This is a genomic window from Dorea sp. BIOML-A1, assembly GCF_009875615.1.
Taxonomy (GTDB): Bacteria; Bacillota; Clostridia; order Lachnospirales; family Lachnospiraceae; genus Dorea_A; species Dorea_A amylophila.
The window spans coordinates 15614-39305 of sequence record NZ_WWSA01000001.1 but is presented as its reverse complement, the minus strand read 5'-3'; the positions used below and the strand labels follow the sequence as shown (position 1 = coordinate 39305).

The window sequence follows — 23692 nt, the reverse complement described above, 5'->3', positions numbered from 1 at the left end:
CCCAGGAAAGTACGGGATTATACTCAGCCAGATTTGTAGATTGGTTTGGAAAGAGAAAATAATGGCCCACTAAATGGTCCACTTGCAAAAATAAGTATGCTGAAATCAAGGAATTTATAGGAGGAAATAAAAAAATGAAATTAGGAATCGTTATTACGAGACCGATTTCATAAATGTCCATATAAGTTGTTAAATGCCTTTAAATGCTGATAGCTAGAGCATTTAACGGATTTCCGACTTGGATAAAACTCTATATAAATTCATGTAAGTTTTTGAAAAATGGCCCACTTTGTGGCCCATTAACTTTTGATTGAAGTCCTAATATGGTAAGGAGAAGTGCTTGTATGAGCGCTTCTTTTTTGCAAGTATTATAATAAAAATAACTGGTGATTAGGTTCCAATATGAATATGTAACTGGAATTTTAAAGGCATAGTATGTTGTACCATCTAATAAATTTTGCTTTCATTTTTGCTCATGACCATGAGACTTTTTTCACTCAAACTGCATGCTGATGATATATTTCTAGTATCGAACAGAACGTTGTTGTATTATGATTTGCTTTTAATTGTCACGGCAGTGTTTAATGGATGCTGTGAAAGCCTAGGCTTTAAAGGATTTTTTGATGATTGACGAATAATTTACACCTTATTTATACCTTTGGAAGACCGGATCGGAATAATAGAGAAATAAAGAAATAGATAAATATAACAGGAAGCAATTTTGTCATATTGGAAATAATTAAAATTTGCTGAACCGTGTTGATTTTATTGATTGAGTATAATAAAAGTAAGAACAGAAACTTCCATGTTTGAAGCGGTTACCAGAATTGACAAAGAAATGCAAGTTAGCCAATCCGGTAGTCCAGCATATTTTTTCATTGTCACCCGACGTTTATACAAAACATATACTTATTCCGCTTGATGCGTCATTCTTGTTCTGAAAACAGGAACAGAATCCTTACAGCGACTGTAAGTGTTATTTATTGTGCTTCTGTGCTATCATTTACCCAGAAATGGATAGGAGGCATTCACATGAAACCAATTTTGAATATTGAAAATCTTACCAAAGTCTATGGGGCGTTGCCAAACCAGACGAGAGCACTGAACGGAATCACTTTTCAGGTCATGCCGGGAGAGTTTCTCGGTATTATGGGAAGCAGTGGTTCCGGCAAATCCACGCTTCTCAACTGTATTGCAACTGTGATTCAGCCTACAGGTGGAAGCATTCAGGTGGAGGGAGATACTCTGCAATCCCTCAAGGAAAAGGCTCTTGCCGAGTACCGTGGCAAAAAAGTTGGTTATCTATTCCAGAACTTTGAATTGCTGGACAACCTGACTGGCAGGGAAAATATCCTGCTCCCGACTTCCTTGCATGGGGTAGCCGAAACAGAAAGCAGCCAGCGGCTGAAGCAGTTGGCTGACTATCTGGAAATTTCTGATGTTCTGGATAAGTTTCCGTCCAAGATGTCCGGTGGCCAGCGTCAGCGTGTTGCGGCAGCAAGGGCTCTGATCTTACATCCCCAAATGATCCTTGCCGATGAACCGACGGGTGCGCTGGATTCTAAGAACGCAAGAAGTCTTATGGAGAAGCTGTCCGGCCTGAATCGTGACGAACAAGCTACGATCCTGATGGTAACCCATGATTCCAATGCCGCCAGTTTCTGTAAGCGCATCCTGTTCATCCAGGATGGCGTGATCTTTCATGAGCTTCGGCGTGGAGACGAAAGCCAGCAGGAGTTCTACGGGCGCATCCTGAAGGTGATGGCGCAACTGGGAGGGGGCAGCGCAAATGTTCTCTAATCTCATTCTTCGGAACAGTCGCCGCAGCCGAAAGGAAAACGGTCTGTTTTTCAGCTCCCTGGTGATTTCTATTGTTGCATTTTACATGATTCTTTCCATCTCCACTCAAGATGTGATGCTCTTTTTGCAGAAAATGGAGAGTGACGCAGTTGACAAACTCCTGCTTCTGATTCCTGCGTTTTATGGGATGACCCTCGGTATTCTGTTCTTTTTGATCTATTTTGCCTGCAAGTATCAGTTCGAGCGCAGACGGCATGAGTTTGGTGTTTATCTAATGTTGGGGATGCGTAGAAGTAAACTGTTTGGTATGCTTCTGGCGGAAGATTTCCTGACCAGTATTCTTGCCATGCTCATAGGATTACCTGTGGCTGTGGTGCTTTCAGAAATTGTCAGTCTTGTCACCGCCAAACTGGTAGGCATGGGGATCATCGGTCATCAGTTTTCTTTATCCTGGTCTGCGATTGAATGGACGCTGGCAGGATTTCTGGCAATTAAGCTGACGGCACTTCTGATTTTGAGTGGACGAATCAGCCGCCAAGAGATCGGTACTTTGCTATCCCAGCCAACGAACCACCCCAAAAAGCAAATGCCATCTGTTATCTATGGACTGGCTGCTATATGCGGAAGTGTGATGTTGGCAGTGGCTTACTACATGGCGATTCAGAGAATTGCATGGACAAAGGTAAGTATGATGGGACTGACTTTGCTGTTGGGCATAGTTGGTACGATGCTGCTTTTCTATGGGATGCGTGCGCTGATTGCTTTGATTGTTAAGAAAGGAAAAGGAAATAAGCAGCTGCATGTATTTACCTTCCGGCAGATTCAGGAGAATGTCATTCATCAGTCAAACTCCATTGCCATCAGCTCCCTGCTGATTCTGGCAGCGCTGTGTTGTTTTGGTGCGGGCGTAGGAATTGCAGGAACGAATAGCCTGTCTTCTGACCATGTAATCGACTATACTTTTGAAGATCATACTGCAGAAGATTCATCGCAGGTTCTTCCGAATATAAAGGCAGCCCTGAAAGAAAACGGTTTGGAAAATCAATTTTCAGAGCTTTTTGAAATGAGGGTTGGGAGTATTCACACCACAGAAGATTATGATAATGCCTACAGCATGGACGTTGTTATGGACTCTCTTCGAAGCCTGCCCCAGTCGGAAGACCGGGATGTCCTTTTGAACAATCTTGATTATGCCACATACCCATATTTGATTTGTTTATCGGACTATAATCGTTTGTTGGAATTGTCCGGCAATCCGGCTCTCCAATTAGGCGAAAAGGAGGCCGCTGTCTATATTGATACAGAGTTTACTACGGTAAGCCGTACCGCAATGCTGAACCAAGTATTGGCCGGGCATCCCAAGGTGGAACTGGATGGTAGTCCGATTCATCTTACAGGAGAGGTTCAGTCTGTGAATTTGGTCACGGACCGTTCTATAACCTTGTCCTTTGCATTGATTCTTCCGGATGAAGCATTCCTATATTATAGCCAGGGGATGTATGATACCTATGTCAATGCGGTGCTCAGTGAACAGGCTCTGGATGGAAATAGCCTTATGACTGCATATTTGGATTTGAACGAGAAGCTGGACGAAACTGGCATTGAATATGAAAGCTATCTTCAGAATATGGGTCGTCAGCTTTTCTACACCATAGCATCCAGTTATATTACCCTATATCTAGCAATTGTTTTCCTGGTAGTTGCCAACACCATCGTGGGTGTTCAGTTCCTGATGAGTCAGCAGAAAACCGGGCGCAGATACCAGACTCTGATCCGCCTGGGAGCTACTTACGAAACCCTTTGCCAGTCTGCTGGAAAGCAAATTACCTGGTTTATGGGACTTCCTGTATTGGTTGCGGCTGTCAGCAGTCTGTTTGGAGTCAGGGCGTTATTTACAGGGATACTCTCGTCTCGAACCCGTGGGACAGTGTCTGAAATGCTACTTGTATCTGCTACTATGATTTTGCTGCTTTGCGTGATAGAATATATTTATATGAGAGTGGTCAAGCGCTCCAGTGATCGGTATTTGCTGACACTGATGCAGCCACAGAGAGAAGAATAATTTGGAAGGAGGTGCTGCCGTGAAAAGAATTGCTGTTGTGGAAGATGAAGTCTATATGCGGGAAGAACTCTGCAATATGCTTCAAAAGGACGGGTATCTTGCGGAGGCAATCACCGAGTTGGAAGATGCCGTTCGGCTCCTGGCAGCCCTCCGTCCTGACCTTGTGATCTTAGACCTGAATTTGCCGGAGATCAGTGGCTTTCAAATCTGCCAGGAACTAAAGAATAAAACCGCTATCCCCGTCCTGGTACTGACTTCCAGAGATCAGGTAAAGGATGAACTGCAAGCGTTCCACTTGGGTGCTGATGAATATTTGACGAAGCCGTGCAGAAAAGATCGACTTCTTGCCAGGGTATCCAATATTCTCAAAAGGTATGAAGGCCGTACCAATCTCATAGAGGGACCAGATTTCCTGTTAGACCAGCAGACCTACACGCTTTATATTCATAATACCTCTGTCGTGCTTCCAAAAAATCAGGGAAAACTGTTGGTTGCTCTTTTGTCCGGCGGCGATGCTCTGGCCACGACGGAGCAACTTTGCATAGCACTATGGGGAACCACGGAATACATAGACGAAAATGCCTTGCAGGTTAATCTGACCAGGCTGAAAAAGACGATGTCCGGTCTTGAGATGAAGCAGCGAATCGTTGCGGTTCGTGGGATGGGCTATCGTCTGGAAACGGGGGTGGCTCCATGAAGCGGCTTTGGCGCATGATAGAACGGTACTACCCCTGGCTGCTGTTGCTGTTGGGCGTGGATTGCTTTTGTGCTATCATTCTTTGGATTTCTGACATTCAGGCATTTCAAACCTTGAGTGGGTTAGTAGTTCTGACAAGCCTCCTTTTGTTTTCAGCAATTCTGTTTGTACTAAACAAGCGGGAGACCACCCGCCGAGAGCTGTTCCGGGATTTCCTCAGTGATCCTACCATCTGCAACGAGGAACGGCTGCTCAGTGCCATCAGCCGGGAAGAAGGAGAATCTATCCGGCTTCTGGCATCAGTTTTACAGGAACACAAAACTGAGAGTAACAGTATGGCAGATGCCCTACAGGACTATGAAGAATATGTGGAGGGCTGGGCACATGAAGCGAAAACGCCCCTATCGTTGTTGACCATGCTCCTGGATAATCGGAGCAACGAAATGTCTCCTCCCCTGCAAGCAAAACTGGATTATGTCCGCAGTCAGCTTCAGGAGGATGTCACTCAGATGTTATACTATGCCCGGTTAAAGAGCAGTACAAAGGATTATCAGTTTAAGGATATCAATTTGAATGACTGCTTGGGGGAAGTTCTGGAGGACTATGCCCCACTTCTGGAAGAAAAGCAGTTTGTAATTATCAATAAACTGCAATCTGAAACAGTCTATACAGACCGTAGAGGGCTTCAGTTTATGTTGGGACAGATCGTGAGCAATGCCATAAAATATAGCAGCGATAGTCCCATGCTAACAATCTCTATGATACATTCGGAGATCGCAGATGTTCTTTCAGTTGAGGATAATGGCATCGGTGTAAAAAAATATGATCTGCCGTATATTTTTCAAAAGGGCTTTACCGGGGATTCTACTGACAGCAGAAAGAAAGCTACCGGTATAGGGCTTTACCTGGTTAAGAAGATGGCTGACGATCTAAACCTTCGTCTGGAAGCTGCTTCCCCGTGGGAAAAGGGCTTTAAGATAGTCATCTTCTTTCCAAAATTGAGATCCAACGGAGGAAAATAATATAAGCAAAAAACGGGGCTGTAAAATAAGTCTCTGCTAAAGAAACGCTAGTTCCGACAAATGCTGGTTCTGGCGTTTCTTTACATTAATATATGTTTTTTGAAAATCGTCACTGTTTTATGTAAAAAGGGTACACTTAATAAGCTTGGATAGATTTCTTCTGTACGTCCATATTTTTTATATCTTACATGTTGTTTTCGTTTGAAAAGAAATTTACGTCCAATAGGGCATATAGGATTTCCGTTCTCATCTCTTATATAGTTTACAGCACGATAAGGATTCGTGTGATGTTTTTTATCTGCCGTTTCTTTTTTGTACATGGTAAATATCATTAAATTTTTCCATTAAAGGTACAAAGCATTCCATGCCTTGTCTTCCATAAAATCAATTCTACGTTAAAAACATACCGTCTAGACAGCTATTTTTTAAGCTATCATTTGAAAGACATATATAATATATAGGCTCAAATGGTGAAAGTGCCCATTTGGGCCTATTATTGTATGAATTCATACGTTACAACCAGAGCAAGATCCACCCGTGTATTACAGTATTGTCATTTTGACAATTTTGTATTACTTACGAGTAGCAGACTTGATGGGGGTTACGTCCCCATACCCACGTGAAAATATAATTGCAGGCAATTACATTTTAGCAGATACGCAAGCGTTTCTGAGTAAGCGTCATAGACAACAAAATAAGAAAATTTTGATAAGGCATTCACCTGGATAGGTGAGTGTTTTTTTATTTTCAAATATTTAATTAACAGAAAAAATAAAAAAGTTTTCCTCAGGGGGCTGTAAAAATGCCTCTCAGCGTTTCGTATTAATGAAAGGGTATTTTTTGCAGGAAAAATAAAAAATTTTCATCAAGAGCCTGTATTTATGCCCTTCATCTTTTGAATATGTGTAAGGACATTTTTTGAGCCGGCATAAAAATGATTTTTACAACAGTTAGAAACAGAAACGAGGCGAGAAAAGAATGAAATATGAATACATGAAGGAGTCAGAGCAGATGCTTCAGTACTTCCAGTTTCCGAAGTTTTTGCTAAAACTGCGAATTTCTCAAACTGCAAAATTCCTTTATATGATTTTGTATGACCGGGCACGGATATCGAGAATGAATAGTTGGATAGACAAGTATGGAAATGTTTATCTGATTTTTCCGATAGAGGAATTGTCTGCTCAAATCGGTAAATGTAAATCTTCTGTAAAAACAGCATTGAAGGAATTAGATGATGTGGGACTATTGGTTCGCAGATCTGGTGGTTTTTCAAAACCCAATCATTTATATATAAAAATTCCATCTGATGAGATTGGTTTACAGCTGGTTGAGAATAAGGCGGTTGAAAAGATGGTTGCAACAGAGTCGGAAAAGCAACCTTCATCTGGTCGTAAAAATGGCTGTGCAGGAGTCGGAAATGTGGCACCTAGTAAAGTAACTGAGAAATATAAAAGAAATAAATATCATGAAGTAAATTATTGCTATGGAGAAGGAGAGAGTTTGTGATGAGAGAAGAAGATATCGTATGTGTAGGCAGTGATGGTTTGCAATACTGCAAAGTCTGTGGGGAAGCGAAAGAAGCTTTTTTCCCCGAGGGTGGCTTTATGGGGATGAAAAAACATACTAGGCAATGTGCCTGTGACAGAAAAGCGTATGAAGAAGAACAAAAATATTTTAAAGAGAAAGAACACCGGGAATTAGTCAGTAGAAATACGAGCATCTGTTTTGACGAGAGCAGGATGGAAGAGTGGACATTTGAGAATGCAGATATGTCAGATGCAGTAATGCATAAGGCAAAAAGCTATGTTGATAACTGGGAGGAAATGAAAAGAAATCATATAGGCTGTTTGTTCTGGGGACCGGTTGGTACCGGGAAAAGTTATATTGCCGGGTGTATTGCCAATGAACTTCTTAAGCGGGAAGTAACGGTAAAGATGACAAATTTCAATACCATTATTGATGATATATTTCCACTGGCAGACAAAACGGAATATATCAATGCATTGGCTTCTTACCAGCTTTTGATTATTGATGATCTTGGAGTGGAACGAAATTCAGAATATGCGTTAGGAATTGTTTTTAGCGTCATAGACCGCAGGATCCGTTCGGGACGACCTTTGATCATCACAACCAATCTTCCGCTGAAAGAAATAAAAAGCGAGACCATGTTGGACAAAAGGCGTATCTATGATCGTATTTTAGAAATGTGTACACCAATGTATGTTGGAGGTACAAGTAAACGAGAAGCGATTGCAAGTATGAAAATGGAGAAAGCGAAAACGTTGTTGAATACAAAGAATGATCGTGTGTATTGCGGATAGAAGTGTATGCTACGCACGTTAAATAATAAGGGAAGGATTTTATGAGCAAACAACATGTTGCGATATGTGAAAAAGTGGCTCTTACAATTGAAGAGGCAGCAGAATACAGTAATATTGGACAAAACAGAATAAGTGGTCTTTTGAAAGAACCGAGATGTCCGTTTGTGCTTTACGTAGGCACGAAAAAACTTGTAAAGAGAAAAGAATTTGAAAAATTCATTTCGGAAAGTGTGGAAATATAAATGATTGACAGGAGATGGGGCAGGAGATGAGATGAAAATGAATATTCACAAAAATAAGATGCTATGGTATAATACAAGGTACTGTATTAGGGCTTCTTATGAGAGGAGCTGAAATATGGGAAAAGATTTAAAAGGCAAAGAACTTGGCAAGGGAATATCCCAGGAAAGTACGGGATTATACTCAGCCAGATTTGTAGATCGGTTTGGAAAGAGAAAACATAAACGATTCAAAAAGCTGCAAGAGTGCAGAGCATGGATTGCTGATGCGACTTATGTGGATGAACACAGTGATATTTCAATGCCATCAGATATGCTGGTCGATCAATGGTTTGATTATTGGATTGGGATAAAAAAGAAAACAGTCCGTTCAAATACTGTTCGCAATTATACGGAGAGATATATTAAAAATATTAAACCGGTAATTGGGAAGATGACACTATCAGACGTGAAACCACTTCAATGTCAGAAAATATTTTATGATATGGCAGATCAGGGGTATCGCACATCTACAATTTATCAGGCAAGAATTGCATTATACAATATGTTTGAGTATGCAAAAGAGAATGAAGTCTTGCGTAGCAATCCCTGTAAAAAATCTGTGAAAAGTGATATGGGAAAGCCTTCTGAGAAGAAGGTTGCTTTAACAAGAGACATACAAAAAACATTTTTACAATATGCAGAAAATCAAAGCTATGAAAATCAGTATCGTTTTATACTACAAACCGGATTGCGAACAGGCGAATTGGTAGGATTGAAATGGGGAGATGTCGATTTTAAATCCAAAACAATTCAGATTCGCAGAAGTATGGAATATCGTTACAGTGCAAAGGAGTGGCGTATCGGAGAACCAAAGAGTAAATCAGGTTACCGTACGATACCCTTAACAGAAGAAGCGGTTTCTATACTAAAAAAACAAAAAGAAAAGAATAAGAGGATTTCAGAAATTTCAACAGAATGGGAAGAATTTGTGTTTCTGTGTCGAAAAGGAACACCTGTCAAGAACAGTACATATGATACAGCGCTGTTTAAAATCTGTGACAAAGCAAAAATTCCAAGATTTTCGATGCATATCTTGAGACATACTTTTGCTACCAGATGTATTGAAGCAGGAATGAAACCGAAAACACTTCAGATGTTACTGGGCCATTCGAATATTGGAATTACAATGAACTTATATGTTCATACTACCGAGGAAGAAAAGAAAAAAGAAATGGACTTGGTAGCAGAAGCACTTATGGCAATGTAATGGCCCACTAAATGGCCCACTTGCAAAAATAAGTATGCTGAAATCCCTTGAAATCAAAGGATTTATAGGAGGAAATAGAAAAAATGAAATTAGGAATCGTTGGATTACCAAATGTAGGAAAGAGTACACTGTTCAACTCACTTACAAAGGCAGGCGCAGAATCAGCAAACTATCCATTCTGTACCATTGACCCGAACGTAGGAGTCGTAACCGTACCGGATGAGAGATTAAATGTACTGGGAGAGATGTATCATACCAAGAAGATCATCCCGGCAGCAATTGAATTCGTTGATATTGCCGGACTTGTCAAAGGAGCTTCCAAAGGAGAAGGTCTTGGAAACCAGTTCCTTGCCAATATCCGTGAAGTAGATGCTATTGTACACGTAGTAAGATGCTTCGAGAACAGTAATATTGTACACGTAGACGGAAGCATCAACCCACTTCGTGACATCGAGACGATCAACTTAGAGCTGATCTTTTCTGACCTTGAGATCCTGGAAAGAAGAATTTCCAAAGTTTCCAAAGTTGCAAGAAATGACAAATCTGCAGCAAAAGAACTTGCACTTCTGAACAAGATCAAGGCGCATCTGGAAGATGGAAAGCTTGCAAAGACATTCGAAGAAGCAGATGACGAGGAAGAACAGGCATGGCTGGAAAGCTATAATCTTCTGACATACAAACCGGTTATCTATGCGGCAAATGTATCTGAAGATGATCTTGCAGATGATGCGGCCAATAACGAAGGTGTACAGGCTGTCCGTGAATATGCAAAAGGTGAGCAGAGCGAAGTTTTCGTTGTATGTGCAGAGATTGAGGCAGAGATTTCAGAACTGGATGATGATGAAAAGAAAATGTTCCTGGAGGATCTTGGATTAAAGGAATCAGGTCTGGAAAAACTGATCAAAGCAAGTTATAAGCTGCTTGGACTGATCAGCTATCTGACAGCAGGTGAGCCGGAAGTTCGTGCATGGACAATCACAGAAGGAACGAAGGCACCACAGGCAGCAGGGAAGATCCACTCTGACTTTGAGCGTGGATTCATCCGTGCAGAAGTTGTATCTTACGATGATCTGATCGCGTGTGGAAGCCACACAGCAGCAAAAGAAAAAGGTCTGATCCGTCTGGAAGGTAAAGACTATGTGGTAAAAGACGGAGATATCATGCTGTTCCGGTTTAATGTATAATCAGGAATAGATGGATGAAAAGAGGGGGGCTGTTTCAATGCACAGAACCATAGATTTCCCTAATCTGGGAATTCATTTAAAATCTGTCGGCGATCATATCACAGTCTTTGGATTCGATATCGCATATTATGGAATCGTCATAGGAATCGGAATACTTGCGGGACTTATGATGGCGGTAATGGAAGCAAAGCGTACGCATCAGAACGTAGAAGATTATTATGATCTGGCAATATATGGAGTTATCTTTTCAATTATCGGAGCAAGGGCATATTATGTGATCTTCTCCTGGGATATGTATAAAGACGATATTAAGAGTATCATTAACATCCGTGAGGGCGGTCTTGCCATATACGGCGGTGTGATCACGGCAATTGTTGTAGTATTTATATTTGCAAAAATAAAAGGATTATCACCGTTCCTGTTATTTGACACCGGCGGATTTGGTCTGATCACCGGACAGATGATCGGAAGATGGGGGAACTTCTTCAACAGAGAAGCCTTTGGGGAATATACGAATGGACTGTTTGCTATGAGACTTCCGGTGGATGCGGTAAGAAGTTCGGACATCACAACAAAGATGTGGAATCATGCCGAGACAGTCAAAGGAGTCATGTATATTCAGGTTCATCCGACCTACCTGTACGAATCCCTGTGGTGTCTGATGGTGCTGATCATCATGCTGTTGTACCGCAAGCATAAGAAATTCGATGGGGAAGTCTTCCTGATCTATCTCTTGGGGTATGGTCTTGGCAGACTCTGGATCGAAGGACTTAGAACCGATCAGCTGTTGCTGCCAAAAGTTGGACTTCCGGTCTCTCAGCTGTTGGCAGGCACGATTGTAGTGATATCTGCTATACTGATCATTGCAGGAAGAAAAAAAGCAGCAGCTTCACAAAAATAGTCCGGTTGCCGCAAACATAATCGAATACAGAAAAAGATCCCGGTGTGTGAAATGACAATGAGCTGGATGCTCAAAAATGTCTGATTCACATACCGGGATTTTTTATTCATATTACATATCAATCTTACTGAGTGCTGCTTCATCAGCTACAATCGTAACATCATTATGTAACTGAAGAATAGAAGCAGGAACTTCCGGAGTAATTGGTCCGTATAAGACCTCTTTTAAGATATCCGCCTTATCTTCTCCGCTTACAACAACCAGAATTTTCTTGGCCTGCATGATATTCTTGATTCCCATTGTATAAGCCTGTCTCGGAACATCATCTTCAGATTCGAAGAAACGCTTATTGGCTTCAATTGTACTTTCTGTCAGATCTACGCAGTGTGTCTCTTTCTCAAAAGCGGCACCTGGTTCGTTGAATCCGATATGTCCGTTGTGTCCAAGACCGAGAAGCTGGAGGTCTACACCGCCCTGCTTACGGATGACTGCATTATAATCGTTGCAGGCTTTCTCGGAATCTGCTTCCAGTCCGTCCGGAACGAAAGTACGGGTTTTGTCGATGTTTACATGATCAAAGAGATTGGTATTCATGAAATATCTGTAGCTCTGATCATTTTCAGGACTGAGTCCTTTGTATTCATCGAGGTTTACACTTGTAACCTGGGAAAAATCAAGATCCCCTTTCTTATACCATTCGATCAGCTGTTTATATGTACCGACCGGTGAAGATCCGGTTGCAAGTCCAAGTACACAGTTTGGCTTCATAATAATCTGTGCAGAAATGATGTTTGCGGCCTTACGGCTCATATCCTGATAGTCTTTTGCTTTATAAATTACCATAATAAAATCTCTCCTTATTCTATTGTTTTTTTGTTTCTGAATATTAGTATATACATTATAAATGAATTTTCAAGTAAAATAGCATGAACTGAAACTACTTTCGAAACTGGAAAGAAACTACCTGGAATTGTGCATATTGCATAAAAAACGGATTTTAAAATAGGAAAAAACAGAGAGAAGAATTGAAAAGGATGAAAGAAGTTTCAAGAACTGAAAAGGTACTTGAAAATAAAATCGAACAATACTATACTGATTGCAGAACGAAGGAGGGAACAAAAAAATGAATCAGAAAGTTGAAAATCTGAAGGGTAAATTAATTGTATCATGTCAGGCATTACCGGATGAACCATTACATTCTTCATTCATTATGGGAAGAATGGCACTGGCTGCAAAGCAGGGAGGTGCTAGTGGAATTCGTGCAAATACAAAAGAAGATATCAAGGAGATCCGGTCACAGGTTGACCTTCCGGTCATCGGAATCGTAAAGAGAGATTATGATGACAGCGATATTTACATTACACCAACGATGAAAGAAATCGAAGAACTGATGGAAGTAAAACCGGAGATCATCGCTATGGATGCTACTATTTCTAAGAGACCAGGCGGAAAGACACTGGATGAGTTCTTTAAGGAAGTAAAAGCAAAATATCCGGATCAGTTATTTATGGCAGACTGCTCTACTGTAGAAGAAGCACTGCATGCCGATGAACTCGGATTTGATTTTATCGGAACTACGATGGTTGGTTACACAGAGCAGAGTAAAGGCGATAAGATCGAGGCAAATGATTTCGAAATCTTAAGAAAGATTGTTGCAAAAGCAAAACACAGAGTGATCGCAGAAGGTAACATCAATACACCGGAAAAAGCAAAACATGTGATCGAGCTTGGTGCATACAGCGTCGTTGTAGGGTCTATTATCACAAGACCACAGCTGATCACAAAATCATTTGTAGAAGAAATGGAAAGATAATTCCGCAAGGAACTTATTAAATTAAATTTATATAAAAAGACAAAGAAAAGGAGAAAGAAACCATGAGAAATCTTGAAAAGTACAAAGGCGTAATCCCAGCATTCTATGCATGTTATGACAACGAAGGCAATGTAAGTCCGGAAGGCGTACAGGCACTGACAAAGTACTTCGTAGAAAAAGGTGTAAAAGGTGTATACGTTAACGGTTCATCAGGAGAATGTATCTACCAGAGCGTAGAAGACCGTAAGATCATCCTTGAGAACGTTATGAAAGCAGCAGAAGGAAAGCTTACAGTTATCGCACACGTTGCATGCAACAACACAAAAGACAGCCAGGAGCTTGCAAGACATGCAGAAAGCCTTGGAGTTGATGCAATCGCAGCAATCCCACCGATCTACTTCCACCTGCCAGAGTATGCAATCGCTCAGTACTGGAATGACATCAGTGCAGCAGCACCAAACACAGACTTCGTAATCTACAACATTCCACAGCTTGCAGGAGTAGCTCTTACACAGGGACTTTTCGCATAGATGAGAAAGAATCCTAACGTAATTGGTGTTAAGAATTCTTCTATGCCGGTACAGGATATCCAGATGTTCAAACAGGCAGCAGGCCCTGACTACATCATCTTCAACGGACCAGATGAGCAGTTCATGAGTGGACGTGTCATCGGAGCTGAAGGAGCAATCGGTGGTACATACGGAGTTATGCCGGAATTATATCTGAAATTAGACGAGTATGTAAGAGCAGGAAAGATGGAAGAAGCAAGAGAAATCCAGTATGCTTGTGATGAGATTATCTATAAGATGTGCTCTGCACACGGAAATATGTACGCAGTGATCAAAGCCATGTTAAAGATCAACGAAGGTCTGGAACTTGGCGGAGTAAGAGAGCCACTGCCGGCATTAGTAGAAGAAGACATGGCTATCGTTGAAGAAGCAGCTAAGATGGTTCGCGACGCAAAAGCTAAATATCTGTAAGATTATATAAAAAATACGTGAAAGAAAAATATCTGTAAGGAGAGAGACGATGCAAGGGTTTACCGTAGTAGATTTAGTCATTTTAGTAATTTATCTCGCGGCTGTACTGTTCGCCGGCCTTCATTTCGCAAAGAAAGAAATGAAAGGAAAAGAGTATTTTAAAGGAGACGGAACTGTACCGTGGTGGGTAACTTCCGTATCAATTTTCGCAACACTGTTAAGTCCGATTTCATTCCTGTCATTAGCAGGAAACTCATACGCAGGAACATGGATCATGTGGTTCGCACAGCTTGGTATGCTGTTAGCTATCCCGATCACGATTAAATTCTTCCTGCCAATCTACAGCAAACTGGATATTGATACAGCATATCATTATCTGGAACTGAGATTCGGAAGCAAAGGACTTCGTGTACTTGGAGCTGTAATGTTCATCATTTACCAGATCGGACGTATGTCAATCATCATGTACCTTCCATGTATGGTACTTGGAAGTCTGACTGGAATTAGCGTAAACTTACTGATCATTATCATGGGTATCATTGCTATTATTTACTCATACACAGGAGGTCTGAAATCCGTACTTTGGACAGACTTCATCCAGGGATCTGTACTTCTGATCGGTGTTACTTTCGCACTGATCTTCCTGCTGGTACACTTAGACGGTGGATTTGGAGCAATCATGCATGCACTTACAACAGAGCATAAATTCCTTGCTGTAGATCAGCCGATCTTCAACCCTAACATTTTCAAAGACAGCGTATTTATCATGATTGTTGGTGCCGGATTCAATACAATGGGATCCTATGTATCAAGTCAGGATATTGTACAGCGTTTTACAACTACAACAGATACTAAAAAACTGAACAAAATGATGCTTACAAACGGAGGATTATCTATCTTTATCGCAACAGTATTCTATCTGATCGGTACAGGATTATATGTATTCTATCAGCAGAATACACTTCCGCCGGCAGCAGCACAGGATCAGATCTTTGCATCTTACATTGCATTTGAACTTCCGGTTGGTGTAACAGGACTTCTGTTAGCGGCTATCTATGCAGCGGCACAGTCTACACTTTCCACAGGTCTGAACTCTGTAGCATCAAGCTGGACACTGGATATTCAGGCAAGACTTTCTAAGAAAGAATTAAGCTTTGAGAAACAGACAAAGATCGGACAGTATGTATCTCTGATCGTCGGTATCTTCGCAATCGTAGTTGCTATGGTACTGGCTAATGGCGGAGTAAAATCTGCATACGAATGGTTCAATGGATTTATGGGACTGGTACTTGGTATCCTGATCGGAACATTTATCCTTGGAGCATTTACAAAGGTTGCAAATACATTCGGAGCAGTATGTGCATTCGTTGCAGCATCTGCAGTAATGGTATATATCAAATACTTCGTACCTGCTGATCACGTATCAATCTGGTCATACTCAATCATCTCAATTGTAGTATCACTGGTAATTGGTATCCCGGCAAGTATCATCTGGAGAAAGGCAAAAGGAGACAATTCCGTACCTGCTCCTAACACAACCATTTACAAAAACTAAGAAGGAGTGACGATTTTCGTGATTTTTGGAAATATCAATAATTTATCAGAATTCCCATTCTTAGAAGAACAGGTAAAAGAGTGCTTTGAATATGCAAAGACACACGACCTTGCATCTTATGAAAAGGGAAGTCATGAGATCGATGGTGACAGACTGTTTGTCAATATCGTAGAATATACAACAACAACACCGGAAGAACGTTTCTGGGAAGCACATAAGAACTATCTGGATGTCCATGTAATGATCCATGGAAATGAACAGATCGATCTGAACTTCATTCAGAATATGGAATTAAAAGATTTTGTGGAAAAAGATGATTTTCTTCCGATGGATGGGGAAAAGAATTCTTCCGTAGTCCTGACAGATGGAGATTTCCTGATCTGTTATCCGAGTGACGGACACAGAACAGCGGTTCAGGTTCAGGAACCGGAAACCATTAAAAAGGCAATATTTAAAGTAAAGATTTAATCAGAAAAAGTCGAGGGCAAACCATAAAAGAACGGTTTGCCCTTTTCTGGCTGAACGAGTATAATGAAGGAAAGTGAAAGAGGCAAAGCAGAGATGAAAAAATATATTAGTATTGATATCGGCGGCACAGCAATCAAATATGGTATTGTGAGCGAAGATGCAGAAGTATTGTTAAAGAAAGAAATGAAGACAGAAGCGCAGAAAGGCGGACCGGCGATCCTTGATAAAGTCATCGGTATCGTAGAAGCATTAAAAGAAGAGGCAGACGCAGGTGTGTGTATTTCTACAGCCGGTATGGTTGACATTGAGAAAGGGGAAATCTTCTATTCGGCACCGCTGATCCCGAATTATATCGGAACGGCATTCAAAAAGACGGTAGAAGAACGATTCAGAATTCCATGTGAAGTGGAAAATGATGTGAATTGTGCGGGACTTGCTGAGTACAAAGCAGGAGCGGCGGCAGGAAGTAAGGCGGCTGTGATGCTGACGATCGGAACCGGAATCGGCGGCTGTATTTTGCTGAATGGCGAGGTGTTCCACGGATTTAGTAACAGCGCATGTGAAGTCGGATATATGCATATGGATGACAGCGATTTCCAGACACTCGGAGCAGCCAGTATTCTGACGAAGAAGGTTGCTGCATGGAAGGGAGAACCGGCAGAAAATTGGAGCGGATATCACATTTTTGAAGAGGCAAAAAAAGGTGATAAGATCTGTAACCGTGCAATTGATGAGATGACGGATGTACTTGGGAAAGGTATTGCCAATATCTGCTATGTAGTGAATCCGGAAGTTGTCGTACTTGGCGGCGGAATCATGGCGCAGGAAGCATTCCTGAAGGACAAGATTGAAAAAGCAGTGGAAAAATACCTGGTGTCCAGCATGTGGGAGCATACAAGTATCGCATTTGCCAAAAACCAGAACAATGCCGGTATGTTAGGCGCATTCTATCATTTTCAGGGAAGACATGCATAGTCCGGAGTTATAAAATAAAGAAGCAGGAATAGTAAGATATGGAATATTATGTAAAATCAGTCGTTCCGATCATAGAATCGAATTATGATAAATTTACGACAGTGGAACGGAATATCGCAGATTTTTTTATACAGAACAGAAAGAAAGTGGATTTTTCATCAAAATCCATTTCCGAGAGACTCTTCGTATCAGAAGCGTCGTTATCCAGATTTGCGAAGAAATGCGGATATCGCGGATACAGAGAATTCATCTATCAGTATGAAGAGACATTTGTAGAAAAGCAGGAATCCATTACCGGTAATACGCGAATGATCCTGAATGCGTATCAGGAACTTCTGAATAAGACTTACAGTCTGGTGGATGAGGCACAGATTGCAAGGATCAGCAGATATCTGAATCAGGCGGAGCGTGTGTTCGTGTGCGGAACCGGAAGTTCCGGTCTGGCAGCAAGAGAGATGGAACTGCGTTTTATGCGAATCGGTGTGGATATTGATTCGCTGGTAGAAAGAGATATGATGCGTATGCAGGCGGTATTCCAGGACAGAAGAAGCCTCGTATTCGGAATCAGTATCAGCGGATCCAAGGAAGAGGTCTTGTTTCTTCTGAAAGAAGCATATCGGAAAGGTGCGAAAACGATTCTTTTTACGGCGAACAACCGGGGTGGCTTCGAGCAGTTCTGCACAGAAGTTGTTCTGATTCCATCACTCAGACACCTGAATCATGGGAATGTAATCTCACCGCAGTTCCCGATTCTGGTCATGCTTGATATTATCTATTCTTACTATTTGGAACAGGATAAATATGAAAAAGAAGTTCTGCATGATAATACACTGCGTGCACTGGAAGAAGGAGAAGGGATGCACAGGAGTTTTTAGAATGTTAAAATAAAATGGAGGATATATAAAATGATAATCAAAAATGTAATTGTCTATACAGAAGACAAAAAATTTACAGCAGGCGGCATTGTTGTTCACGATGACAAAATCGAAAGCATTTACACGACAGAAAACGTACCGGATATGCTGGGGGAAGAAGTCATTGACGGACAGGGGGCATACGCAATTCCTGGACTGATCGATCTGCATTTCCACGGGTGTATGGGAGATGACTTCTGTGATAACAGTAAAGAGGCTATTGAAAATATTGCAAAATATGAGGCTTCTGTGGGTGTTACAACAATCGCACCGGCAACGATGACACTTCCGGTAGAAGAACTGGAAGATATCTTAAGAACAGCAGCAGAATACAAAAAAGAACAGAATCCGAAGGGAGCGGATCTTGTAGGCGTGAACATGGAAGGCCCGTTCATCAGCCCGGTGAAAAAAGGAGCGCAGGATGAAAGAAATATCATGCCTTGTGATACGGCTATTTGTCAGAGATTCCTTGATGCTTCGGAAGGACTTGTGAAGTTTGTAGGACTTGCGCCGGAAGAAAGCGAGGACGCAGTTGCATTTGTAGAAGCAATGAAAGATAAAGTGAACATTTCGCTTGCACATACCAATGCGGATTATGCACATGCGAAAGCAGCATTCGATGCCGGAGCAAATCATGCCGTACATCTCTTTAATGCGATGCCTGCATTCACTCACCGTGAACCGGGTGTTGTAGGAGCAGTGTCCGACAGTGCACATGTAATGGCAGAGATTATCTGTGACGGTGTACATATCCATCCATCGATGGTGAGAGCAGCGTTCAAGATGATGGGAACAGACCGTATGATCCTGATCAGCGACAGTATGCGTGCGACCGGAATGCCGGACGGACAGTATACACTTGGTGGATTGGATGTAAAAGTAGTCGGTAATCATGCAACACTGGTATCTGATGGAGCACTTGCAGGATCTGTTACAAACCTTGCAGACTGTATGCGTACGGTAGTTAAGAAGATGGAGATCCCGCTTGAGACGGCTGTAGCATGTGCGACGATCAATCCGGCTAAGAGCCTTGGAATTGAAGATACATATGGTTCGATCGCACCGGGAAAGAAAGCGAATATCGTATTATTAGACGAGAATTTGGAGCTTAAGATGGTAATTAAGGATGGCCGGGAGCTATAATAGAATTCGTGGATTTGCATTAACGTATGTAATCGAATACGGAAAATAGATAGGAAAAATGAAGAAAATTATATTTTTAGGTGACAGCATTACAGACGCAGAGCACTGCTTTTCTGAAAATCCACTGGGGAACGGTTATGTGGATATGGTGGATAAAAAGCTGAATCACAGTACCGGCGGAGGGAAAAAGTACGACATTGTGAATTGTGGACATGACGGTTTCACAATCCAGGGTGTAAAGCGTATGTTAGAGCATGACTGCATTTTAAGACAGCCGGATATTGTGAGCCTGCTGATCGGATGTAATGATGTCGGAGTCATGATGAATACAGGAAAAAGTCTGGAAGAACAGGAATTTGAAGCAGGCTATGAATCCGTTCTAAGAGAACTTACGGAGAGAACCCGTGCAAGAATTATCTGTATGGCACCATTTATCTTTCCTTATCCAAGAAAGTATGCGAACTGGATTCCGGGAATCAGACAGGCAGAAGCAATTGAGAAAAGAATTGCAGAAAGATATCATGTGGAATTTCTGGAATTACAGGATCTTATGATATCGGCAGCAGGAAGAGCCGGATATGAAAATATCACGACAGATGGTATTCATCTGACGGAAGGTGGGAATGAAATTATTGCCGGAGAGTTGATGCGGTTTTTGGCAGATAATTAGCGAAAGCATATTGACAAAATACTCGAAATCAGTTAGTCTTTAACACAGACAGAAAAATAATATACAGATATCACAAAGGCTTAGAAAAGAAGAAGTAGTGATCCACACACCCATACAGAAAGCTGCCGGTTGATGAGAGGCGCATGAAAGAGTGAAGAACGAATACATCTTGGAGCCGCACACCGAAACGGATGAAAATGTAGAATATTAATTTCACAAGTATTTCCGGAAGTAGGCTGTGACGTCAGGCACACGTTATCGTGCAAAGGTCTGTGAACACGCAGACTGAATGAGGCTGAAAGCGTAAGTGATCAGTGAATTAAGGTGGTACCACGGTTAATATCGTCCTTATCCAATGTAATGTTGGGTAAGGACTTTTGTATTATTATGTGTAAGAAATCTGTAAACAATCAATTATGATAAATAAAAGGAGAATCTTAAAATGGGAATTTATGAAGAACTCGTTGCAAGAGGCCTGATCGCACAGGTAACAGACGAAGACAGGATCAAAGACTTGGTCAACAATGGAAAGGCTACATTTTACATCGGATTTGACCCGACAGCAGACAGCCTTCACGTAGGACATTTCATGGCACTGTGCCTGATGAAACGTCTGCAGGAAGCAGGAAACAAACCAATCGCACTGATCGGTGGAGGAACAGCTATGATTGGTGATCCATCCGGAAGAACAGATATGCGTCAGATGATGACACCGGAGACAATCCAGCACAACTGTGACTGCTTTAAGAAACAGATGAGTCGATTTATCGATTTCTCAGATGGAAAAGCACTGATGGTTAATAATGCTGACTGGCTGATGGGACTGAACTACATCGAAGTATTACGTGAAGTCGGAGCACATTTCTCCGTTAACCGTATGCTGACAGCAGAGTGCTACAAGCAGAGAATGGAAAAAGGACTCAGCTTTCTTGAGTTCAACTACATGATCATGCAGGCATATGACTTCTATGAGTTATACCAGAAATACGGATGTAACCTTGAGTTTGGCGGGGACGACCAGTGGAGCAACATGCTTGCGGGTACAGAGCTGATCCGTCGTAAACTCGGAAAAGACGCTTCTGCCATGACGATCACACTGCTTCTGAACTCAGAAGGTAAAAAGATGGGTAAGACACAGAGTGGTGCTGTATGGCTTGATCCGAACAAGACATCTCCATTCGAATTCTATCAGTACTGGAGAAATGTCGCAGATGCAGATGTATTAAAATGTATCCGTATGCTGACATTCCTTCCGTTAGAAGAGATCGACAAGATGGACAGCTGGGAAGGAGCACAGCTTAACACAGCAAAAGAGATTCTTGCATTCGAACTCACAAAACTGGTTCACGGCGAAGAAGAAGCTCAGAAAGCACAGGAGGCAGCAAAAGCATTATTCTCAACAGGTGCAGCAGCAGATATGCCAAAGACAGAACTGACAGAAGAAGACCTTACAGATGGCAATATCGATATCCTGACGATGTTAGTAAAATCAGGACTGACAGCTTCCAAGTCAGAAGCACGCCGTGCAGTGCAGCAGGGCGGAGTATCTGTAGATGGTGAGAAGGTTACAGATGTATTCCAGACATTTGCAGGAGAAGCATTAAGCGGAGACGGCGTAGTCCTGAAAAAGGGTAAGAAAAACTTCCGTAAAGTGTTAGTAAAGTAGTATAATTATAAAAGAATATAGTAAAAATGCAGGCAGTGAATATTCACTGTCTGTAATTCTAAAAAAAGACGATAAGGAGAATATGAAAATGGCATTTGAAGAAGTAGCAATTGAAAGCCTGGAATTCAACCCGTTTAAAAAGATTTCCAAAGAATGGATGCTGGTAACAGCAGGAGATGAGAAAAAGAGTAACACTATGACAGCAAGCTGGGGCGGTGTCGGAATCATGTGGGGAAAGAATATCGCAACCGCATATATCCGCCCGCAGAGATATACAAAGAAATTCATGGATGAGACGGGTATGTACACACTTTCTTTCCTGTCAGAAGATTACAGAAAAGCATTAAACGTATGTGGTTCGGTATCGGGAAAAGACGTAGAAGACAAGTGGAAAGAAGCAGGTCTTCATCCATATGCGGTAGACGGAACAACTGCAGTTGAAGAAGCAGATCTGATCTTCGTATGCAAGACTCAGTATACACAGGATATGAAACCGGAATGTTTCGATGTTAAGGAAAATGATGAGAAATGGTATCCGGATAAGGATTATCATACGATGTATATGGGCGAGATCGTGAAAGTATTGAAAAGAGTATAGCCAATCATGCAAAAGAAAATTGATTTGGTAAACGGACCTGTATTATCATCTCTTACCAGACTGGCTGTCCCGATCATGGCGACGTCATTGATCCAGATGGCGTACAATATGACCGACATGATCTGGATCGGCCGTATCGGAAGTTCGGCGGTAGCGTCTGTTGGGGCAGCAGGAATGTATATGTGGCTTTCCAACGGACTTGCCGCGCTTGCAAAAATGGGAGGGCAGGTTAATGTCGGACATGCACTTGGGGCATCTAATAGTGAAGAGGCCGCAGAATATGCATCCAACGCGTTACAGCTTACGTTGACTTTGGGGATTATTTATGGACTTGTCTGTATATTAGGGGCAAAACCACTGATTCATTTTTTCCATCTGAATCAGGCACAGGTGATCCGGGATGCCATATATTATCTTGAAATTACTTGCGGTCTTGTCTTGTTTTCCTTTTTAAATCAGACGTATACCGGATTATTTACGGCAATCGGTAACAGCAGGCCGGTATTTCTGGCAACAACGACCGGACTGGTTGTTAATATCATCCTGGATCCGGTTCTGATTTTTGGAATCGGACCATTTCCGGTTCTTCGAGTGACAGGTGCAGCAATTGCTACGGTAATCGCGCAGATGATCGTTACAGTTATGTTTTTTATATTTGCGATGAAGGATACCGTACTTTTTCAATATGTAAGATATCTGAAGAAGCCGGATCTGCATCATCTGAAAGGAATTGTCAGAATCGGTTTTCCAACGTCTGTTCAGAGTATGCTGTTTACCGGAATATCGATGATCATTGCACGTCTGGTCGCGGGATATGGAGATGCGGCGGTGGCTGTCCAGAAAGTTGGTTCACAGATAGAATCAATTTCGTGGATGACAGCGGATGGTTTTGCAGCAGCGGTGAATTCATTTACATCGCAGAACCATGGTGCAGGTAAGAAGAGACGGATCTATCAGGGATATGTCAGCGCATTAAAAGTAGTATTTGTATGGGGGATTTTCTGTACGCTATTATTAATATGCTGTCCGGCTCCGGTATTCCAGATTTTTATTACAGAAAAAGATGTAATTCCGCTTGGAGTGGATTATCTTCGGATCCTTGGTGTATCGCAGCTTTTTATGAGTCTTGAGATTACGACGGCAGGTGCATTTTCGGGGTATGGAAAGACCGTGCCGCCATCTGTGATCAGTATTGTATTTACGACGCTCAGGATTCCGCTTGCGCTGATACTGGTTCATACAACACTTGCGCTGAACGGGATCTGGTGGAGTATTACGATTTCGAGTATTCTGAAAGGTGTGCTGCTGTTTGTATGGTTCTACATATTCATGCGGGGAGAGAAAATTATATATAACAGGAAATAACCTGCCAGCGGCAGGTCTTTCAGATAGGGAAGTATGCAAGAGGCACTGCCAGTGGCAGTGTCTTTTGTGT

21 protein-coding genes and 1 pseudogene are annotated in these 23692 nt (G+C 41.8%); 21 read left to right on the top strand and 1 reads right to left on the bottom strand.

The genetic code is table 11. The features are described 5' to 3' along the window. Positions 1–1032: 1032 nt before the first annotated feature. From GT508_RS00190 to lgt, 10 genes are all read left to right on the top strand, one after another. A complete protein-coding gene (locus GT508_RS00190) occupies positions 1033–1800 on the top strand; it encodes an ABC transporter ATP-binding protein (protein ID WP_161143304.1) in 768 nt (255 codons plus the stop codon). Between the two features lie 115 nt (positions 1801–1915). Then, complete coding sequence (locus tag GT508_RS00185) at positions 1916–3862, top strand: ABC transporter permease (RefSeq protein ID WP_334296709.1); 1947 nt, start codon at positions 1916–1918, stop codon at positions 3860–3862. 19 nt (positions 3863–3881) lie between these two features. Then, positions 3882–4559 (top strand): response regulator transcription factor, encoded by a 678-nt coding sequence (locus tag GT508_RS00180; RefSeq protein ID WP_161143303.1) that lies wholly within the window; start codon positions 3882–3884, stop codon positions 4557–4559. Further along, positions 4556–5581, top strand: coding sequence for a sensor histidine kinase (locus GT508_RS00175; RefSeq protein ID WP_008372095.1), 1026 nt, complete (start codon positions 4556–4558; stop codon positions 5579–5581). Before GT508_RS00180 ends, GT508_RS00175 begins: the two co-directional genes overlap by 4 nt. A 978-nt stretch (positions 5582–6559) precedes the next feature. After that, positions 6560–7087 carry a replication initiator protein A gene (locus GT508_RS00170; RefSeq protein ID WP_161143302.1) on the top strand — a complete coding sequence of 176 codons (528 nt, stop codon included), beginning with the start codon at positions 6560–6562 and terminating at the stop codon, positions 7085–7087. Next, entirely contained in the window at positions 7087–7902 is an 816-nt protein-coding gene (locus GT508_RS00165) for an ATP-binding protein (protein ID WP_161143301.1), read from the top strand. Before GT508_RS00170 ends, GT508_RS00165 begins: the two co-directional genes overlap by 1 nt. A 41-nt stretch (positions 7903–7943) precedes the next feature. Further along, positions 7944–8144 carry an excisionase gene (locus tag GT508_RS00160; protein ID WP_008372088.1) on the top strand — a complete coding sequence of 67 codons (201 nt, stop codon included), beginning with the start codon at positions 7944–7946 and terminating at the stop codon, positions 8142–8144. Between the two features lie 115 nt (positions 8145–8259). Then, on the top strand, positions 8260–9390 hold the full coding sequence (locus GT508_RS00155) for a tyrosine-type recombinase/integrase (protein ID WP_117980708.1): 1131 nt from the start codon (positions 8260–8262) through the stop codon (positions 9388–9390). Positions 9391–9473: 83 nt separating this feature from the next. Further along, a complete protein-coding gene (ychF, locus tag GT508_RS00150) occupies positions 9474–10574 on the top strand; it encodes a redox-regulated ATPase YchF (RefSeq protein ID WP_055284303.1) in 1101 nt (366 codons plus the stop codon). A 37-nt stretch (positions 10575–10611) separates the two neighbouring features. Beyond that, positions 10612–11475: a prolipoprotein diacylglyceryl transferase gene (gene lgt, locus GT508_RS00145; RefSeq protein WP_028087181.1), complete on the top strand. Its 864-nt coding sequence runs from the start codon at positions 10612–10614 to the stop codon at positions 11473–11475. A gap of 111 nt (positions 11476–11586) precedes the next feature. Here the strand turns inward: lgt and nagB are convergent, their stop codons facing one another. Further along, positions 11587–12318 carry a glucosamine-6-phosphate deaminase gene (nagB, locus tag GT508_RS00140; protein ID WP_055284301.1) on the bottom strand — a complete coding sequence of 244 codons (732 nt, stop codon included), beginning with the start codon at positions 12316–12318 and terminating at the stop codon, positions 11587–11589. 280 nt (positions 12319–12598) lie between these two features. On the opposite strand from nagB, the gene GT508_RS00135 reads away from it, so the two are divergent. The 11 genes and pseudogenes from GT508_RS00135 (at position 12599) to GT508_RS00085 (ending at position 23622) form a co-directional block, all read left to right on the top strand. Further along, on the top strand, positions 12599–13288 hold the full coding sequence (locus GT508_RS00135) for an N-acetylmannosamine-6-phosphate 2-epimerase (RefSeq protein ID WP_117596920.1): 690 nt from the start codon (positions 12599–12601) through the stop codon (positions 13286–13288). 62 nt (positions 13289–13350) lie between these two features. Continuing rightward, positions 13351–14268, top strand: a pseudogene (locus GT508_RS00130) (dihydrodipicolinate synthase family protein). Between the two features lie 49 nt (positions 14269–14317). Beyond that, positions 14318–15823 carry a sodium:solute symporter gene (locus tag GT508_RS00125; protein ID WP_055284299.1) on the top strand — a complete coding sequence of 502 codons (1506 nt, stop codon included), beginning with the start codon at positions 14318–14320 and terminating at the stop codon, positions 15821–15823. Positions 15824–15841: 18 nt separating this feature from the next. Next, on the top strand, positions 15842–16291 hold the full coding sequence (locus tag GT508_RS00120) for a YhcH/YjgK/YiaL family protein (RefSeq protein ID WP_055284298.1): 450 nt from the start codon (positions 15842–15844) through the stop codon (positions 16289–16291). A gap of 93 nt (positions 16292–16384) precedes the next feature. After that, positions 16385–17266 (top strand): ROK family protein, encoded by an 882-nt coding sequence (locus GT508_RS00115; protein WP_161143300.1) that lies wholly within the window; start codon positions 16385–16387, stop codon positions 17264–17266. Positions 17267–17304: 38 nt separating this feature from the next. Next, positions 17305–18141, top strand: a complete 837-nt coding sequence (locus tag GT508_RS00110) for a MurR/RpiR family transcriptional regulator (RefSeq protein WP_055171847.1) — start codon at positions 17305–17307, stop codon at positions 18139–18141. Between the two features lie 30 nt (positions 18142–18171). Then, positions 18172–19323 carry an N-acetylglucosamine-6-phosphate deacetylase gene (nagA, locus tag GT508_RS00105; RefSeq protein WP_161143299.1) on the top strand — a complete coding sequence of 384 codons (1152 nt, stop codon included), beginning with the start codon at positions 18172–18174 and terminating at the stop codon, positions 19321–19323. Positions 19324–19381: 58 nt separating this feature from the next. Next, the gene (locus GT508_RS00100; protein ID WP_161143298.1) at positions 19382–19993 is read left to right on the top strand and encodes an SGNH/GDSL hydrolase family protein; all 612 of its coding nucleotides are present in this window, start codon (positions 19382–19384) and stop codon (positions 19991–19993) included. A gap of 442 nt (positions 19994–20435) precedes the next feature. Then, the gene (tyrS, locus tag GT508_RS00095) at positions 20436–21659 is read left to right on the top strand and encodes a tyrosine--tRNA ligase (RefSeq protein WP_117596930.1); all 1224 of its coding nucleotides are present in this window, start codon (positions 20436–20438) and stop codon (positions 21657–21659) included. 88 nt (positions 21660–21747) lie between these two features. After that, positions 21748–22257, top strand: a complete 510-nt coding sequence (locus GT508_RS00090) for a flavin reductase family protein (protein ID WP_138375448.1) — start codon at positions 21748–21750, stop codon at positions 22255–22257. A 6-nt stretch (positions 22258–22263) separates the two neighbouring features. After that, complete coding sequence (locus GT508_RS00085; protein ID WP_161143297.1) at positions 22264–23622, top strand: MATE family efflux transporter; 1359 nt, start codon at positions 22264–22266, stop codon at positions 23620–23622. The last annotated feature ends 70 nt before the right edge of the window (positions 23623–23692 follow it).

Excerpts from the sequence above, each read along its gene's own strand:
- GT508_RS00170 (WP_161143302.1), top strand. The coding sequence starts at position 6,560 with ATGAAATATGAATACATGAAGGAGTCAGAGCAGATGCTTCAGTACTTC.
- tyrS (WP_117596930.1), top strand. The coding sequence starts at position 20,436 with ATGGGAATTTATGAAGAACTCGTTGCAAGAGGCCTGATCGCACAGGTA.
- ychF (WP_055284303.1), top strand. The coding sequence starts at position 9,474 with ATGAAATTAGGAATCGTTGGATTACCAAATGTAGGAAAGAGTACACTG.
- GT508_RS00190 (WP_161143304.1), top strand. The coding sequence starts at position 1,033 with ATGAAACCAATTTTGAATATTGAAAATCTTACCAAAGTCTATGGGGCG.
- nagA (WP_161143299.1), top strand. The coding sequence starts at position 18,172 with ATGATAATCAAAAATGTAATTGTCTATACAGAAGACAAAAAATTTACA.
- GT508_RS00165 (WP_161143301.1), top strand. The coding sequence starts at position 7,087 with ATGAGAGAAGAAGATATCGTATGTGTAGGCAGTGATGGTTTGCAATAC.
- GT508_RS00100 (WP_161143298.1), top strand. The coding sequence starts at position 19,382 with ATGAAGAAAATTATATTTTTAGGTGACAGCATTACAGACGCAGAGCAC.
- GT508_RS00135 (WP_117596920.1), top strand. The coding sequence starts at position 12,599 with ATGAATCAGAAAGTTGAAAATCTGAAGGGTAAATTAATTGTATCATGT.
- lgt (WP_028087181.1), top strand. The coding sequence starts at position 10,612 with ATGCACAGAACCATAGATTTCCCTAATCTGGGAATTCATTTAAAATCT.
- GT508_RS00125 (WP_055284299.1), top strand. The coding sequence starts at position 14,318 with ATGCAAGGGTTTACCGTAGTAGATTTAGTCATTTTAGTAATTTATCTC.
- nagB (WP_055284301.1), bottom strand. The coding sequence starts at position 12,318 with ATGGTAATTTATAAAGCAAAAGACTATCAGGATATGAGCCGTAAGGCC.
- GT508_RS00110 (WP_055171847.1), top strand. The coding sequence starts at position 17,305 with ATGGAATATTATGTAAAATCAGTCGTTCCGATCATAGAATCGAATTAT.
- GT508_RS00090 (WP_138375448.1), top strand. The coding sequence starts at position 21,748 with ATGGCATTTGAAGAAGTAGCAATTGAAAGCCTGGAATTCAACCCGTTT.
- GT508_RS00175 (WP_008372095.1), top strand. The coding sequence starts at position 4,556 with ATGAAGCGGCTTTGGCGCATGATAGAACGGTACTACCCCTGGCTGCTG.
- GT508_RS00185 (WP_334296709.1), top strand. The coding sequence starts at position 1,916 with ATGCTCTTTTTGCAGAAAATGGAGAGTGACGCAGTTGACAAACTCCTG.
- GT508_RS00155 (WP_117980708.1), top strand. The coding sequence starts at position 8,260 with ATGGGAAAAGATTTAAAAGGCAAAGAACTTGGCAAGGGAATATCCCAG.
- GT508_RS00160 (WP_008372088.1), top strand. The coding sequence starts at position 7,944 with ATGAGCAAACAACATGTTGCGATATGTGAAAAAGTGGCTCTTACAATT.
- GT508_RS00085 (WP_161143297.1), top strand. The coding sequence starts at position 22,264 with ATGCAAAAGAAAATTGATTTGGTAAACGGACCTGTATTATCATCTCTT.
- GT508_RS00115 (WP_161143300.1), top strand. The coding sequence starts at position 16,385 with ATGAAAAAATATATTAGTATTGATATCGGCGGCACAGCAATCAAATAT.